Here is a 15,210-nt window from a genome sequence, read left to right as displayed (position 1 = left end):
GGTTCGATATACAATGACGATCATGACAGAATTACAACCAAAATTGCTCTTGGAGCGACTGGAAGAAAAGGTAGGGCGCATGATTCAGCAAATCGGCGGTCGCTGCCCGCATACGGCCGGCAAAGAAAGCGGCATTTATGACAACACCTCGTCTGATTGGTGGACGAGCGGTTTTTGGCCTGGCTTGTTGTGGATCATGTACGACGTGACCGGCAAGGAGCAGTTCAAAGATGCGGCATGGGACTGGGATGCCAATATTGAAACCTGGTTTGAAAAGGAGTCGCAGGAGCTGCACCATGATGTCGGATTTCAATTTCTGTCGACCGCGGTCTTGAAATATAAAATTACAGCCGATCGCGACGGACTGCGCCGCGGCATCAAAGCGGCCAATTATTTGGCCGGACGCTTCAACCCGGCCGGCAACTTTATTCGCGCCTGGAACGGCGATAAGTACGGCTGGGCGATTATCGATTGCATGATGAACATCTCGCTGCTTTTCTGGGCTAGCGAAGTAACCCAGGATCCGAGATATCGTCATATTGCCGTTCGGCATGCCGATACTGCAATACAATACGGAGTTCGCGAGGACGGCTCTGTCAATCACATCATTTCCTTCGATCCGCAGTCGGGAGCTTTTATCGAAGCCTTCGGCGGCCAGGGCGATGCCGCAGATTCCGGCTGGAGCCGCGGTACCGCATGGGGACTTTACGGCTTTGCCAACACTTATCGCCATACAGGGGATGTGCGCTTCTTGAACACCGCCAAAAAGATTGCGCATTTCTTTATCGCAGCTCTTCCTAATGATTTTGTGCCTTATTGGGATTTCCGCCTGAGCAGCTTTGCGGGCGAACCGCGCGACAGCTCTGCAGGAGCCATCGCCGCCTCCGGCTTGATCGAATTGGCTGCTTTAGTTCCCGGGAAGGAGCAGTGGATGTACATGCAGGCAGCGGAGCGGATTCTGCTCTCGCTGACGAACAATTACGGAACATGGGATCAGCCTGATCATCAGGCCATCCTTCTCGGGGCAACCGGTCACAAGCCTGCCGGCGCGGCCATTGATGTATCGCTTATTTATGGCGATTATTACTATGTCGAAGCGCTCGCCAAGCTGAGCGGCTGGAAACATCGCATCTATTAACAGCAAAAGAGGCCGGATCCGGACTGATGCAAGTCCGTAGATTCGACCTCTTTTTTGGAAGGAGCATTAGCGTATCATCTGGCCGCCAAGTAAACAGGCTGCACGCAAACCGGCTTCGATACTTCTACATTAACGCCGGTGAAAGTCAGCTTGCCGCTCTGCTGATCGACGTGGAAGGTGACCAGGTTATTCGTATCCCGGTTGGCTGCAATCAAGTACCGGCCATTCGGCGTCAGGGCAAAATGCCGCGGATGCTTCCCTTCAACCGATACATGCTCGATGTAAGTCAGCTTGCCGGCAGCGGCATCGAAGGCATAGACCACGATGCTGTCATGACCGCGGTTCGAGCCGTAAATATAGCGGCCATCAGCCGAAATCGCAATTTCGGCACAGCCGTTCTCGGCAACAGGGAAATCGCTTGGCAGCGTCGGCACGGTCTCATGCTCCGTTAATTGACCGCTGCTGCTATTGTAAGCAAATGAAGTAATGGTCGAGTTTAGCTCGTTAATAACGAATGCATGCTCGCCATGCGGGTGAAACGCCAAGTGCCGCGGTCCAGCTCCCGGTGCAGTAGCCGCCTCGCTTTGCAAGCTCAGCTTGCCTGAAGCTGTGTCAATGGCATACGTTCGGATCCGGTCGATGCCCAAATCCTGTGCGATAATAAATCTGCCATCCGGGCTAAAATATGCAGAATGAAGATGCGGCTTATCCTGATTCGGATGTACACTGCTTCCTGTATGCTGAACAGCATCAAGCAGCCGGCCAATCCGTCCGTCCTCCTCTAACGAAACAGAGCCTAGCATACCTCCATGATAGCTGGATACTACAAGTATTGGGAAACGCTCGTCCTTCATAATATGGCAGGTCGGCGCACTGACCGAGGTGCTGCGGTTAATGAGCGAAAGACGGCCGCTATTCGCCGCATCAATCTGGTAGGCCAGCACTTCCGCACCGCGCCCTTTATCCGCCGACTCGGTTTCTCCAATCGCATACAGACGAAGATTTTGACGATCGATATTGAGGAAGGTTGGATTTTTCACACCGGACACGGCATCCGTTTTCGCCAGACCGCCTGTATTTTCATCAAAAGTATACACATAAATGCCGTCATGCTCAGCCTCCGCATAGGAGCCGACAAATACAACTAGTTGTTCTGCTGCCATCTCTTAACCTCCCGATGATTGTCATGAATAAAGCACCGGGAAAAATTCGTCAAGAATCCTCCGCGGTGCTTATCGTATTACATATTGGACAGCGTCTCTGTCAATACAGGTACAATTTGCGACTTGCGCGAAACAACGCCCTTCAGCAGCGCTTTGTTGGCATCAAGCTTAACATTGTATGCTTTCTCTACAGCGGCTGCTGTACGGCCAAGCGAGACCGCGACAGAGTCATTATTCAAAATATCAGTAACGACAAACACAAACAAGTCCAGACCTTTGTTCTCGATCACTTGATTCAGCGCAGCCTCGACTTCAGCCTGGCGGGAAAGCACATCATTGACATCAACGGCATTGACCTGCGCAATTTCGACCTTGTAGTTGCCCATTTGGAACTCTTTGGCATCGAGAGTAATCAACTGCTCGATCGTTTTGTCGCTCAGATCCGCGCCGGCCTTCAGCATCTCCAGTCCATACGCTTCTGCATCGACACCGGCGATCTCAGCCAGCTCGCGCGCAGCCGCAACATCCTGCTCCGTGCATGTCGGAGATTTGAACAGCAGCGAATCCGAAATAATGGCCGATAGCATCAGACCGGCAATCTGCTTGTCGATCGCAACGCCGTTTTCTTTATACATTTTATTCAAAATTGTCGCTGTGCAGCCTACCGGCTCAGCGCGATAGTAAAGTGGATGGCTTGTCTCAAAGTTCGCAATCCGGTGATGGTCGATAACTTCGATCACGCGTACTTGCTCGATATCGTTGGCGCTTTGCTGACGCTCGTTATGGTCAACGAGAATGACATCTTTTACATCGCTTGCTACAGCTTCGACAAGACGCGGCGCTTCAGCCTGGAACTTGTCCAAAGCGTACTGCGTTTCTCCATTCACATTGCCCAGACGGATCGGCTCAACATTCCAGCCCAGCTTGGACTTCAAATCCGCATAAGCAATTGCGGAACAAATCGAATCAGTATCAGGGTTTTTATGACCTAGAATAAATACTTTTTCCATCAGCTTGCTCCTTATTCATTATTATGGCATAGCGCTCTACATTCCACAAAAATGATTATACCGTTAATCCCGATCCGATTCCAGTGTTATCCACAAATCATTGATCCAAAAAATCTTTCAGCCGCTTGCTGCGGCTCGGATGTCTCAATTTGCGCAATGCCTTCGCTTCAATCTGGCGAATCCGCTCGCGCGTTACGCCGAACAGCTGCCCGACCTCCTCAAGCGTGCGCGTCCGCCCATCATCGATGCCAAACCGCAGGCGCAGTACGCCTTCTTCACGTTCGGTCAGCGTATCCAGCACTTCGCTTAATTGCGACTTCAGCATCGAGAATGCCGCAGCATCCGTCGGCGCGAGCGCCTCTTGATCTTCGATAAAATCAGCCAGCTTGGAATCATTCTCTTCGCCGACAGGCGTGTCCAGCGACACGGGCTCCTGCGCGATTTTGCGAATTTCCTGCACCTTGTCCGGAGGAATCTCCATCTCGGCTGCAATCTCTTCATCTGTCGCTTCTCTGCCTAGCGAGATTTGCAGCTGGCGCGTAATCCGGTTCAGCTTGTTGATGGTTTCGACCATATGAACAGGTATGCGAATGGTGCGCCCCTGATCGGCAATCGCCCGGGTGATCGCCTGTCTGATCCACCAGGTGGCATACGTACTGAATTTAAAGCCTTTGCGGTAATCGAATTTGTCGACTGCCTTGAGCAGCCCTGTATTCCCTTCCTGAATCAGGTCAAGGAATAGCATCCCGCGTCCCACATACTTGCGGGCGATACTTACAACAAGCCTTAAATTAGCCTCCGCCAGCCGCTGCTTTGCTTCATTATCCCCCTCTTCAATACGCTGAGCAAGTTCAATCTCATCATCTGCCGAAAGTAATGGAACACGGCCAATATCCTTCAAATACATTCGTACAGGGTCACTGCTTTTAATGCCTGACGGTAAAGAAATCTCCTCAGCTATTAACGTTAAATGCTCGGGATCCGCTTCTCTTGCCGCTACCTCTGGTATACTGCGATTAGTTTCATTTTCTCTCATATCTCGGCTCCCTCCACCCCAAGTGGCTTGCTGCCATACCAACCAAATAAAGCATTGACAAGAAACAAAATTATATGGTAAGATGATTCCAAACGGGGAATTAAATTGCGGATATTTCGTTTACGTTTCATTCTATCAGATTTGAATATGGGTTTCAATACTTTTTTCTGGAGAAACGCAGGCTGCCTTTGGCGCCTGCTTTTTTTATTTATCACATACTCAACTATCGCAGAGCAGCGCCAAAAAAACGTCTGGTCTGTTCCAAATGTTGTATCCTGTACAACATTGCGCCTCATCGCTCCAGGCACCCTGCCAACATACAAAAAAGCACAACCAGGCTGCGGGCGCGCCCCGCATCGGAAGTGCTTCTTCAAGTGCCGTCTCAAACTAATCCAGCAGCTTGGCTTCCAGCAAAGCGCCCCAGCGCCGGTGAAAGCTTTGATCCGGATGGTTTAGCCCGTTGGACAGCAGTGCGTGGATATCTTCTCCTTTACGCTCCATCTCTTCCCACTCGGCGTAAACATCGAGGCATGGCAGACCGCGCTCTGCGGCAAATTGCTTCAAGGCCGCAACGTAGCGATCCAACACACCCGATTCTGCAAGACGAATGAAATCGGCAGTCAGCGGCCGATGGACTTCTGCGATATTTGCGTTATTTCTTTTCATCATCATACAAGGCGTAATAAGCAAAACTTCCGCCTCTGTCTCTGCTTGAATCTGATCCACTAAATCCCGGATTGCTTGTATGTAAGTTGCAATGCCATCCATGCCGCCGTGAGCGTCGTTATGGCCAAAGCAAATCGTTACTAGGTCAGGCTTATATAGCAGCACGTCCCGTTCCCAGCGCGAACGCGAGCCCTCGGCTGTATCGCCGCTGACACCGGAATTTATAACATTCAGTACGGTGCCTTGGTACCGCTGCTCAGCGGCGCGGCGAAACACTTGATGATAAATATCTGTGTATTCCACCACCTCATGCTGCATGCAGCCTTGTGTTACACTGTCGCCAATTGCAACATAAGTGACCGCACGTTTAAAAACATCCTGGGCTTTTTCCTGCAGCCGCTGCTGGAATCGCGGAAATTGACTCATATTGTGCACTCCTATTCCATCAATTGGTTGCTCTTCATCCATCCAATTATATCAGCATATACTTGTTCCCGGTCAATTTCATTCAAAATTTCATGACGCATTCCATCGTAAAGCTTTATGGACACATTTTGCATCCCGGCCGTCAAATAGGCATGATATGATTTCTCGACCATCTTGCCGAAGCCGCCCACCGGGTCCTCTTTGCCAGCCAGCAATTGAATGGGCAGCTGCGCCGGCGTCTGTCGTATGTTGCGGACATCCGTAATAAACAATAAACCTTCGAACATATCCCGAAATCCACTGGCTGTAAAAATAAAGCCGCAGCGCTCGTCTGCCAGAAATTGATCGACAATCTTCGTATCTCGCGTCAGCCAGTCCTGGTCTGTACGGGTCGGCTGAAAACGCCGATTGAACGATTGATAGCTCAATTTAAATAATGTTTTGCTTTGAAAGCGGCTTCCGCGCGACCACACTTCCCATTTCGCTATAAGCGAGGCCATATGCAGGAGCATCCGGCCGTGATGGGCAGTGCCGCTTAAGATGAGACCATCGATATGCCTGCCATACTTCACCGCATAATGTCTAGCCATAAAAGACCCCATACTATGGCCAAGCATCGTCAGCTTACAGTTCGGATTTTCTCTGCGTATAACCTCGGTAAGCAGATAGAGATCATCGATCATCATCGTCCACCCGCCATGCTCCCCGAAATAGCCGAAATCTTCTTTATTTGCTGCTGATTGTCCATGTCCGAGATGATCATTGGCGTATACGGCGAGTCCCTGATCCGTCAAAAATCGGGCGAAGGCTTCATACCGGCCTGCATGCTCGCACGATCCGTGCACAAGCTGCACAACCCCGCAGATGGCTTTACCTTCATCAGGCTCCCATTTATAAACATGTATTGGCCGATCTGCCAATTGAAAAAGAGTTGTTCTCACCTTATTGCCTCCTTGCCGCTAGCCAGCCAACTCTGCGCTTTGTATACAGGCAATTTCGATGTCAGCTATACTCTTCTTTTGAAAATCATAATAATGTCTTTAGATTGACCCTGGTATAGACTGGTGTCAAAGCTTGATACTAGTTCCCAGCCTTCATAGCCCCGGCTGTTCAGCAGGTCGTCCAGTTCTTCTTCATTTACTTTTCCGCCAAGAAATCCCCCGGTTCTGTATTTTAGTGTGTGATATTCCCATTGTACCATCGGTGTCCCTCTCTCCTGACAAGTGATGCTTAGTAACGAATGATTGACATTCATGCCCAATCGTTCATCGTTATTTTACCATAACAACCCGCGTCATGAGTAGGCTTATTGCGAACTAGGACTTTTCCACCATTGCCTGGAACCAATTTCATAATCGAAAAATCCTTTATGATGAAATATGCATCGATGACGAAGCCAGCTTGCGATCGCGGCTCAATACGATGAGCATAATAATCATGGAAGCAGCTGTCAGGGAAAGCGGAATGATGAATATTCGCGGATCGTAGCCTGCAATAAGCAGCGGAAACATGTAGCCGGCCAGCGAGGCTGCAAGGGAGATAAATACATACAAGCTTGAGCCAAAGCCGCTGCGTCCGGCAAACATCCGCTGCACGTAGCCCATCGCTACCCCATATAAAATCGAGACAAAAAACGAGTAAACCGGCTGTACAAGGAAAAACACGATTAGCGACGCCGAGGATGCATACACTGTGTAGGTAATTAGCGCAGCCGCACTGCCGATTAAAATAATCCGCTTGCTGCCATACTTCGCCGCCCAATAGCCTGCTATCGTCATAAACAGCAGCTCGAAGACGGCCTGAATGCTCCATATATAAGACATCAGCTCCGCCTTGCCGAACAAATCCTTTACGACAAGCGGCAAATAAAGGCCGCGGATCGCATCGGCACAAGCAATCATAAACAATGCGATCAGCATAATGAGCGAGAACGGCTCAGAGTTGGGGGCGCTCCCCCCATTGCTTCCTTCAGCAATGGCGCTGCTATATTCTTTATAGCCCAGCAGCAGCACGACAAGCAGCGCATAACCAGCCATGTTGCCCCATAGTACGCCCTGAAAGGTTGCCAGCAAATAAAGGTTTGCTCCAATCAGCAAGCCGGCAAAAAAACCGACGCTCAAGCTTGCCCGCAGCCAAATTTGCGCCATCTCCACAATATCGGGCGCCAGCTGCATAAAATGATTCCGCGACATAGCAAATAGTTGTCCCATAATAAGTCCCGACGGGGCAACAGCCAAACACATTCCGAATAATGCGCTTGTGTAGGATTCGGCTCGCATGTAAAATATAAGGCCCAAAATACATAATAGCGCCGCTGAAATAGCCAGCTTGCGTTTGCTCCGCAAGCGATCGCTTATCATACCGACCGTCATGGTGGCAATCATATTCAGTATGAGAGAAATTGCAAATACAGATACAACCTGTCCTTTAGACAGACCGATACTTTCACTCAAATAAATCGAATTCATCGGTGCCAAAATGCCGGTGCCAATCCCATAACAAAATAATGTTAACAGGAGCACACCCGCCCGTTTGATGCGGACAAACCGTTTAAAGTCTGACCATACACCCATTTCATCGCCTCCTCCACTCCATTGTATTCGATCGGCTGGGCATTGTATTTGTCGTAGATTGCCCTGTTTTTGAATTGTTCTGCTATTTTTAATCGGCAGCGCTTGACATTGACGCAACGTAAAGGTGTACCATCTAATTTGTCAGGAGGAATGCGTAATGGAATATACGATACAAAAGCTGGGGCTCCTGGCCGGCGTCAGCACCCGGACGCTCAGATATTATGATGAAATTGGCCTTCTCAAGCCGGCGAGAATCAATTCATCTGGTTATCGAATTTACGGTCAGCAAGAGGTCGACCGGTTACAGCAAATCCTTTTTTACCGCGAGTTGGGTGTTAACTTGGAGGAAATCAAAGCGATCGTAACCTCGCCTTCCTTTGACGCTGATCGCACCCTGGCTGAACACCGTGACAAACTGCTACAGAAACGTGAGCAATTAGATCTGCTCATCGCTAACGTTGAGTTGACGTTGGCACAGCGAAAGGGGAAAAGCACAATGAGTGATAAACAAAAATTCGAAGGCTTCAAGCAAAAACTTGTAAGCGATAATGAAGAGCGATACGGCGCAGAAATTCGCCAAAAGTATGGCGACAAGCAAGTCGATCTGTCCAATGAAAAGGTGTTGAACATGACGGAGGAGGAAGCAGCAAAGGTTGAGCAGCTGGCAGCGGCGGTACATGCCGCCTTGGCGGAAGCGTTCGTTGACGGCGATCCTGCCGGCGAACTGGCTCAGCGAGCGGCCGACCTGCATCGTCAATGGCTGACCTTTTTCTGGCCGTCATACAATAAAGAGGCTCATGCAAATCTTGCGCAAATGTATGTTGACGATGAACGCTTTACAGCCTACTATGATAAGAACCAGCCAGGAACCGCGCAATTTTTGTGCGATGCGGTCCAAATTTATACGAACCGCCTTTAATTCATGAATGAAGAAGCCGTCTTGCAGCAGTTAACAGCTCTGCAAGATGGCTTTTTTCACCTAGTACCTTGCAACGCATAATAGCTTGTGTTACCCTATACTAGGGAGGAGGGTTATGAATGAATATGTCCGAATGGACATCCCAAGCGCGCCGCGGACTGCTGGAGTACAGCATACTGCTTCTCATTAGCCGTGAAGCGCGTTATGGCTACGAACTCGTGACATTGCTCAATAGATGGGAGTCGCTAGCTGTTACAGAAGGTACGTTATACCCTCTGCTGAGACGATTGTTGAAAGAAAAGTATATCGATTCTTTTTGGAAAGAATCGGAATCCGGACCGCCAAGAAAATATTACACACTTACCGACTCCGGCCAGCATTTACTTTCAGCAATTTCATTGGAATGGAACAAACTTTCCGAGGCTATTGATCAATTACAACTTTATAGAGGTGATATACCACAATGAGTCCGCAAGGTAAGGATTACTTGGCAAAGCTATACGAGATGCTTCATCAGCTGCCTGAGGAGGAGCGTCTTGATGCCGTAAGAGAAATCGAAAGTCATATTATTGATGGGACTTTGAGCGGTCAACATGAAGCGGCAATTCTTGCCCGCCTTGGCGATCCGCGTACTTTGGCGAAAGCCTACCGGAATGAATATATGATTGAACATCATTCGGGCCGTTCCTTTAAAGATGTGTTAGCTATGATCAGCTTCTATTGTACAACCGGTCTTTTAAGCGTGATGGTCATACCAGTGCTGGCTGTCGTCGCCTATGGATTCGGGTTTTGCGCAACGCTTATTGTGATTGCAGGAATTATTCGCACTTTTGGGGTAACATGGATTAATATGAATCTTGGCCCCGGATTGGAAGTTCCCACTGAGTGGAGCATGCTGTACGCTCTGCCTATCGGCGGGATCGTTGGCGGGATTGCTTTTGTAAGCTGGCGTTACTTGCGTAAGTATATGGACTTTCTTTCCCGCAAATACCAGCTTGCCCTGCCGAAGGGCCGCTAATAATGCGTTATCACAAGAAGAAACGGCTGATGCCGTCCTTGGAGCGAGGCAAGTTTCTTCCCCTGAAATTTTAAAACATATAAAAATCAAAAAAGCCTCTGCCATGCGGCAGAGGCGTGAAACAGCAAAATTAATACAGCTTGGATGCGACGGCGCTAGCCGTCTTTTTTATTGAATCAAAGGCTGCTTCCTTCTTCTCCATCATAATCAAGTTGGACAGCACCTCGATAATGTGTATTTGTGCTATTTTAGTTGAAAGGGCACCGCCTTGGTACGGGGATTCCTTCGATGGAGACAACAGTACCGTGTCCGCATAAGTCGTTATCGGCGATTTGGCATGACTTGTCAGGCAAATGATTTTGGCCCCGTTTTGCTTGGCCTGCTTGATCGGATCGACCAAATCCTTCGTGCTGCCCGAGGTCGATATCCCGAACACGATATCGCCATTGCGGACAAGCGCAGCCGACATTGCAATAATATGCGCATCTCGCTGAATCTCCACATTCAGGCCCAGCCGCATAAAACGATAATGAGCATCGAGTGCAGTAATGCCAGAGGATCCAACTCCATAAATTAAAATACGTTCCCCGCCAAGCAGCAGCCGCACAGCGTCGTTCAACGCATCTACATCAATGAAATCCATCGCATCTTGCAGCATCTGTACATTATTGGCAGTGATTTTGCCGACAATCGTCGCCGAGTCATCGCCATCATCAATATGCCCGCCGCTTATATGCGTCGGAGCTGTTACGAGATCTTGAGCGATCGCCAGCTTGAACTCGTGGTATCCGTGGAAGCCAAGCTTGCGGCAAAATCGTATGACGGACGTTTCTCCGACTGCAGCCTTTTCAGCCAGGTCAGTGACAGTCGCCAGCACCGCTTCTTCCGGATCGCGGAGCACAGCATCAGCCACCTTCTTCTCCGCCTTGGTCAAAGAATTGTAGATGCTGGTTATCATCAATAGCGTATTCGATATACTGGACAACTTTCTAACCTGCTTCATGCTGTTTCCCTCTACTTTCCGTCAGAATAAAGCCATACTTGCGCCGCAGCGCCAATAACGCCGGAATGATTGCCGACAACTGCAGGCAGCAGCTTAGTTGAACGCCACATCGCCGGAGCTGTGCGCTCCCCGGTCTGCTTGCGCAGCTCAGACAGGAATTGTTCCCCGGAATCGGCTACTCCGCCGCCAATAATGACTGCTTGCGGATTGAAAGCGTGAATCAGACTGGCAAGCGCAGCGCTTAAAGCGTGAATAACTTCCTGCATCACGATAGCGGCCTGCTCATCCCCTTGCTGCCAAGCCTGCAGGACAGCGCGCGAATCGGCCGGCCACGCCGGCTTCCAGCCATTGCTGTCAATCGCTTCCTGCGCAACGCGCGCAATTCCAGTGCCAGAAGCATAAAGTTCTATACAACCATAATTGCCGCAGCTGCATCGAGGTCCGGCATAATTAACCGTTATGTGGCCGAATTCCCCTGCCGCGCCGAAAGCTCCGCGAACGATCTCTCCCTCGTTGACAATCGCGCCGCCGACGCCAGTACCTAAAGTCACACATAGAAAATGTTTGTATTGCAAGCCTGCGCCATAGCATTTTTCTGCTAAGGCGACGACATTTACATCATTATCTACATAGACCGGGAACGGAAATTTACCCTCGACCTGTGCGCGTATTTTCGTTCCTGTCCAGCCGGGAATCGTATCGACGGCATGATCAACCTCCCCGGTCTCGAAGTTGATTTGACCCGCACTGCCAATCCCAATGCCGGTAATGACAGTTTGGCCGCTATCACCGGCGGCATGTGCGTCAACCATTTTTTCGATTCCCAGCAGAACCTGCTCCATAATGCGCGCTGATCCTTCCTTGACCGGCGTTGGCACGATATGCTGATTAAGAATATTCCCATCGCGATCCGTGATCGCAAAATGAATCTTAGTGCCGCCAATGTCGACGCCAATTGCGACTTCATTCACCATGCTGTGCGCTCTCCTTTACCGCTTGGACAAAGCGGCGGGCAATTTCCTGAGGGCGGGTGATTGCTGTACCAACAACGACTGCATGTGCTCCTGCCTCAATACAGCGCTGGCTGTCCTCAGTCGTCCAAATGCGTCCCTCCGCCAACACCGGTGTACGATGCAGTTCGGCTAACTGCGCCACCAGTTCAATATCCGGCCCGCTCTGCTGCTTGCTGTGCGCTGTGTAGCCTGATAAAGTCGTTGACACAAAATCTACGCCTAAGTCCATCGCAGCAACGCCCTCCTCAAAGGTCGAGACGTCTGCCACAATCGCCACTTGCGGATACTGCTCGCGAATTTGGCCAATGACCTGCTCAAGCGTTAATCCGTCCGGACGCGGCAGCTTTGTAGCATCCAGCGCGACTGCATCGGCTCCGGCTTCGATTACGGCTGCAATTTCGCGCATAGTCGGCGTAATATATACATCATAGCCTTCATAGTCCACTTTGTACAAGCCCATTACCGGCAACTTAACCGCTTGCTTGATCGCCGCGATATCCACCGGCGTATTCGCTCTAATGCCGACTGCTCCGCCCTCTTCAGCGGCGGCTGCCATTGCTGCCATGAAATGCGAGCCAAATAGCGGCTCATGCTCCAAAGCCTGGCAGGATACAATACAGCCTTTTTTCCATGTTTCTGCTAAATTTATTTTCATATCATCTACAGCTCCTCACGGGTTTCATTATTCCTCTCCCACTATAGCAAGGTTTTGCTTCAAAAGAAAGATTTTTGTACCGTTTTTAAGATATAAAAAGAATTATTCCTCCATTTTTTAATGAAAACCGCTTCTATATAAGTTGAATTAAAGAAAGGGACAGGATAAATGCAAGAATTGTGAATGGATGCTGAAAAAGCGAAGCATTCGTTAGCCATGAAAAGAGCTTGCGCGATGATTGTGTATGAAATATCATATACAATTGATCATTTCGCGTTGATTTCGCCGATTCTATGCGAAAAATCATACAGATTTTACCTTGAAGCAGGCAAAATCGATGAATCTGTATGAAATATCATATACAATTGATCATTTCGCGCTAATTTCAATAATTCTATGCGAAAAATCATTCAGATTAACACCCCCCTTTTTCTTGCCTTGATTGTCTAAAAACTAATTCAACTTATATAGTTCCCGAAAATGTCTTACGTTCATCTTGTTTGCGGACCTACGGTCCGCGAGCCAGCCGTTTTAGCTATTTCGTTCACAGATAACGGAACCATGGTCCGCCTGACTAACCTTTCATTGAAAAAAAGAGGCTAACACCGCCTGGTGAAGCCTCCGTTTTTTTAATTAGTGATCACTATATTGTTTGAGCGGCACCTGATCTAAATTAGGAACGTAATAGTTAAAATAATTAGTGCTGATGTCGCCTAGCAGTTGACGGCGGAGCGGATTTGCACCCGCCAGCAGCTGCTCGGAGGCAGTATGGTAATCAATTGGCCGCATCCAGATCGGGCTGTAGCCGATAAATAATTGTCGCCTTTCAAATCCTTCCGTCCGATTTGGCGAGCCGGCATGCCAAAGGTTTTGCGGAAAAATGAAGGCGTCGCCCGGCTTGCCGCAAATGGCCACCTCTCCTTCTACCGGCGTATTCACATCATAATCATTCGGCTTGAAATCGGGAATACGATGACTGCCGGGGATAACTTTTGTATTGCCGCGGTTCGGTTCGGACATATCGCTCAAAATGTAACAGATTTTAATATAGTAGGTCGATGTAAGTCCGCCAATTGCCGGAAATGACGGATGCGGACCATCCTGGTGCCAATTGATAAAGCTGCTCGTCGCGGTTTTAAAATCAGCGGGATTCGGCTTGCGAACGGTAAGGTGCGAAATGTGCAGCTGGATATTGTAGCCGAGCAATTTCACCATGAGCGGCAATAATTGCGGATGATCGATCAATTCCAATATTGCCGGGTCGCTTTCAACGCTATGATATACATTGTAGGCCAGCGATTCCGGTTCTTCGGCGATAATACGGTCGATGGCCAGGTTGAGGCGTTCAACCTGTTCGGCCGGAAGCGCATTTGGTATCAGCAAATAACCGTCTTTTTCAAACTGCTCTGTCAACGCCGGAAGATGAAGCTGTGCAACCATAATTGTCCCCTCCAAAATATTTACTCGTGTAAAATTTTAAAAAAATTAGCGATGTAGAGGTTAGTTCACCCTCTTGCGCTAATTTTACACGAGTAAATAACAAGTTTCAATCCTAAATTTTCTAAATTCAAATGGGCCATTTCAAGTGCAGCTATCGATTTTATACAAAGCAAGTGAGCAAGATTCCGTGTGCAAAGCACCCGAAAATCCTTTACAATTGGGGCAGAGCAAAAGGAGCTGGTATTAAAGATGTCTACTATTCTTCAAATCGAAACACCTGCCCATTTTAATTTCACGCAAAACCTTCATTATTTGAGCCGCTCTCCCGATGAATGCATGTATCATATTTTGGATGGAGGCATAAAGCGGGCATTGCAGCTGGAGGGGCAAACAATCATTATAGAACTACGCGAAGCGGCTTCCGATAAGCCGGCGCTGGAGGTTCGTTTTTTGTGCGGTAATGATACTGCGCAGCTGCAAGCGGCGGTTAGCCGCTACGTTCGGGAATGGCTTGACCTCGATACCGATTTGCAGCCGTTTTATGACTGCGCGGTTCGCGAGCCTTTGCTGCAGCATGCGGTAGCAAGCTTTCCCGGCCTGCGAATAATGGGGATCCCCGATCTGTTCGAGGCATTATGCTGGGGCATTATCGGCCAACAAATTAATTTGCCCTTTGCTTACACATTAAAACGGCGGCTTGTTGAGCAATTCGGGGAAGGCATCGCTTATGAGGGGCGTCAATATTTGCTTTTTCCTGATCCCGCAATCATTGCCGGCCTGTCAGTCGGGCAGCTAACAAGCTTGCAGCTGACAGGGCGCAAAAGCGAATATTTGATCGGAGTCGCCTCTTTAATTGCTGAGGGGGAGCTTTCGAAGGAGCAGCTTTTGGCTAGCGGCAGCCTGCAAGCAGCGGAACGGATGCTGCTGCGCATTCGCGGAATCGGGCCGTGGACAGCCAACTATGTGCTGATGCGCTGCTTGCGTTTTCCGAATGCATTCCCCATTGATGACGTCGGTCTCCATAATGCAATCAAGCATTTAAAAGGTATGGAGCGTAAACCGACCAAGCAGGAAATTACGGAGCTTGCTGCCGCTTGGTCCTCCTGGGAAGCTTATGCCACGTTTTATTTATGGCGGCTGTTATACTGAC

The 15,210-nt window shown here is 49.3% G+C and carries 16 protein-coding genes; 5 read left to right on the top strand and 11 right to left on the bottom strand.

The genetic code is table 11. The annotated features are described in order from the left end of the window. The first annotated feature begins 13 nt into the window (after positions 1-13). Entirely contained in the window at positions 14-1,138 is a 1,125-nt protein-coding gene (locus ACFQ0N_RS02400) for a glycoside hydrolase family 88 protein (RefSeq protein ID WP_379322744.1), read from the top strand. Between the two features lie 74 nt (positions 1,139-1,212). Here the strand turns inward: ACFQ0N_RS02400 and ACFQ0N_RS02395 are convergent, their stop codons facing one another. The 7 genes from ACFQ0N_RS02395 to ACFQ0N_RS02365 all read right to left on the bottom strand — a co-directional run bounded on the left by ACFQ0N_RS02395 (position 1,213) and on the right by ACFQ0N_RS02365 (position 8,012). Next, positions 1,213-2,301 (bottom strand): lactonase family protein, encoded by a 1,089-nt coding sequence (locus ACFQ0N_RS02395; RefSeq protein WP_379322743.1) that lies wholly within the window; start codon positions 2,299-2,301, stop codon positions 1,213-1,215. Positions 2,302-2,378: 77 nt separating this feature from the next. Further along, on the bottom strand, positions 2,379-3,311 hold the full coding sequence (locus ACFQ0N_RS02390) for a manganese-dependent inorganic pyrophosphatase (protein WP_379322742.1): 933 nt from the start codon (positions 3,309-3,311) through the stop codon (positions 2,379-2,381). A 97-nt stretch (positions 3,312-3,408) separates the two neighbouring features. Next, the gene (rpoD, locus tag ACFQ0N_RS02385) at positions 3,409-4,347 is read right to left on the bottom strand and encodes an RNA polymerase sigma factor RpoD (RefSeq protein WP_379322741.1); all 939 of its coding nucleotides are present in this window, start codon (positions 4,345-4,347) and stop codon (positions 3,409-3,411) included. Positions 4,348-4,734: 387 nt separating this feature from the next. After that, positions 4,735-5,439 carry an SGNH/GDSL hydrolase family protein gene (locus ACFQ0N_RS02380; protein ID WP_379322740.1) on the bottom strand — a complete coding sequence of 235 codons (705 nt, stop codon included), beginning with the start codon at positions 5,437-5,439 and terminating at the stop codon, positions 4,735-4,737. A gap of 11 nt (positions 5,440-5,450) precedes the next feature. Further along, positions 5,451-6,380, bottom strand: a complete 930-nt coding sequence (locus ACFQ0N_RS02375) for an alpha/beta hydrolase (protein WP_379322739.1) — start codon at positions 6,378-6,380, stop codon at positions 5,451-5,453. Positions 6,381-6,445: 65 nt separating this feature from the next. After that, positions 6,446-6,640, bottom strand: a complete 195-nt coding sequence (locus ACFQ0N_RS02370; protein WP_379322738.1) for a DUF4177 domain-containing protein — start codon at positions 6,638-6,640, stop codon at positions 6,446-6,448. A gap of 166 nt (positions 6,641-6,806) precedes the next feature. Next, positions 6,807-8,012: an MFS transporter gene (locus ACFQ0N_RS02365; RefSeq protein ID WP_379322737.1), complete on the bottom strand. Its 1,206-nt coding sequence runs from the start codon at positions 8,010-8,012 to the stop codon at positions 6,807-6,809. A gap of 157 nt (positions 8,013-8,169) precedes the next feature. On the opposite strand from ACFQ0N_RS02365, the gene ACFQ0N_RS02360 reads away from it, so the two are divergent. The 3 genes from ACFQ0N_RS02360 (at position 8,170) to ACFQ0N_RS02350 (ending at position 9,949) form a co-directional block, all read left to right on the top strand. After that, positions 8,170-8,931, top strand: a complete 762-nt coding sequence (locus ACFQ0N_RS02360; RefSeq protein WP_379322736.1) for a MerR family transcriptional regulator — start codon at positions 8,170-8,172, stop codon at positions 8,929-8,931. 119 nt (positions 8,932-9,050) lie between these two features. Continuing rightward, complete coding sequence (locus ACFQ0N_RS02355) at positions 9,051-9,398, top strand: PadR family transcriptional regulator (protein WP_379322735.1); 348 nt, start codon at positions 9,051-9,053, stop codon at positions 9,396-9,398. Continuing rightward, entirely contained in the window at positions 9,395-9,949 is a 555-nt protein-coding gene (locus ACFQ0N_RS02350) for a DUF1700 domain-containing protein (RefSeq protein WP_379322734.1), read from the top strand. Before ACFQ0N_RS02355 ends, ACFQ0N_RS02350 begins: the two co-directional genes overlap by 4 nt. 130 nt (positions 9,950-10,079) lie before the next feature. On the opposite strand, the gene ACFQ0N_RS02345 is transcribed toward ACFQ0N_RS02350, so the two are convergent. The 4 genes from ACFQ0N_RS02345 to ACFQ0N_RS02330 form a co-directional block, all read right to left on the bottom strand. After that, positions 10,080-10,952 (bottom strand): MurR/RpiR family transcriptional regulator, encoded by an 873-nt coding sequence (locus tag ACFQ0N_RS02345; RefSeq protein WP_379322733.1) that lies wholly within the window; start codon positions 10,950-10,952, stop codon positions 10,080-10,082. An 11-nt stretch (positions 10,953-10,963) separates the two neighbouring features. After that, positions 10,964-11,926, bottom strand: a complete 963-nt coding sequence (locus ACFQ0N_RS02340) for an ROK family protein (RefSeq protein WP_379322732.1) — start codon at positions 11,924-11,926, stop codon at positions 10,964-10,966. Further along, the gene (locus tag ACFQ0N_RS02335; RefSeq protein WP_379322731.1) at positions 11,916-12,620 is read right to left on the bottom strand and encodes an N-acetylmannosamine-6-phosphate 2-epimerase; all 705 of its coding nucleotides are present in this window, start codon (positions 12,618-12,620) and stop codon (positions 11,916-11,918) included. The genes ACFQ0N_RS02340 and ACFQ0N_RS02335 overlap by 11 nt, the downstream gene beginning before the upstream one ends. 633 nt (positions 12,621-13,253) lie before the next feature. Continuing rightward, entirely contained in the window at positions 13,254-14,060 is an 807-nt protein-coding gene (locus tag ACFQ0N_RS02330) for a phytanoyl-CoA dioxygenase family protein (protein ID WP_379322730.1), read from the bottom strand. A gap of 249 nt (positions 14,061-14,309) precedes the next feature. Here ACFQ0N_RS02330 and ACFQ0N_RS02325 point away from each other — a divergent pair, with 249 nt between their 5' ends. Continuing rightward, complete coding sequence (locus ACFQ0N_RS02325; RefSeq protein WP_379322729.1) at positions 14,310-15,209, top strand: DNA-3-methyladenine glycosylase family protein; 900 nt, start codon at positions 14,310-14,312, stop codon at positions 15,207-15,209. The last annotated feature ends 1 nt before the right edge of the window (position 15,210 follow it).

It is taken from the genome of Paenibacillus sp. GCM10027626 (assembly GCF_042676285.1).
GTDB lineage: Bacteria > Bacillota > Bacilli > Paenibacillales > Paenibacillaceae > Paenibacillus_Z.
The sequence above is the reverse complement of the archived record's forward strand: the minus strand, read 5'-3'. Positions and strand labels throughout refer to the sequence as shown.

Excerpts from the sequence above, each read along its gene's own strand:
- ACFQ0N_RS02400 (WP_379322744.1), top strand. The coding sequence starts at position 14 with ATGACGATCATGACAGAATTACAACCAAAATTGCTCTTGGAGCGACTG.
- ACFQ0N_RS02395 (WP_379322743.1), bottom strand. The coding sequence starts at position 2,301 with ATGGCAGCAGAACAACTAGTTGTATTTGTCGGCTCCTATGCGGAGGCT.
- ACFQ0N_RS02390 (WP_379322742.1), bottom strand. The coding sequence starts at position 3,311 with ATGGAAAAAGTATTTATTCTAGGTCATAAAAACCCTGATACTGATTCG.
- rpoD (WP_379322741.1), bottom strand. The coding sequence starts at position 4,347 with ATGAGAGAAAATGAAACTAATCGCAGTATACCAGAGGTAGCGGCAAGA.
- ACFQ0N_RS02380 (WP_379322740.1), bottom strand. The coding sequence starts at position 5,439 with ATGAGTCAATTTCCGCGATTCCAGCAGCGGCTGCAGGAAAAAGCCCAG.
- ACFQ0N_RS02370 (WP_379322738.1), bottom strand. The coding sequence starts at position 6,640 with ATGGTACAATGGGAATATCACACACTAAAATACAGAACCGGGGGATTT.
- ACFQ0N_RS02365 (WP_379322737.1), bottom strand. The coding sequence starts at position 8,012 with ATGGGTGTATGGTCAGACTTTAAACGGTTTGTCCGCATCAAACGGGCG.
- ACFQ0N_RS02360 (WP_379322736.1), top strand. The coding sequence starts at position 8,170 with ATGGAATATACGATACAAAAGCTGGGGCTCCTGGCCGGCGTCAGCACC.
- ACFQ0N_RS02355 (WP_379322735.1), top strand. The coding sequence starts at position 9,051 with ATGAATATGTCCGAATGGACATCCCAAGCGCGCCGCGGACTGCTGGAG.
- ACFQ0N_RS02350 (WP_379322734.1), top strand. The coding sequence starts at position 9,395 with ATGAGTCCGCAAGGTAAGGATTACTTGGCAAAGCTATACGAGATGCTT.
- ACFQ0N_RS02345 (WP_379322733.1), bottom strand. The coding sequence starts at position 10,952 with ATGAAGCAGGTTAGAAAGTTGTCCAGTATATCGAATACGCTATTGATG.
- ACFQ0N_RS02340 (WP_379322732.1), bottom strand. The coding sequence starts at position 11,926 with ATGGTGAATGAAGTCGCAATTGGCGTCGACATTGGCGGCACTAAGATT.
- ACFQ0N_RS02335 (WP_379322731.1), bottom strand. The coding sequence starts at position 12,620 with ATGAAAATAAATTTAGCAGAAACATGGAAAAAAGGCTGTATTGTATCC.
- ACFQ0N_RS02330 (WP_379322730.1), bottom strand. The coding sequence starts at position 14,060 with ATGGTTGCACAGCTTCATCTTCCGGCGTTGACAGAGCAGTTTGAAAAA.
- ACFQ0N_RS02325 (WP_379322729.1), top strand. The coding sequence starts at position 14,310 with ATGTCTACTATTCTTCAAATCGAAACACCTGCCCATTTTAATTTCACG.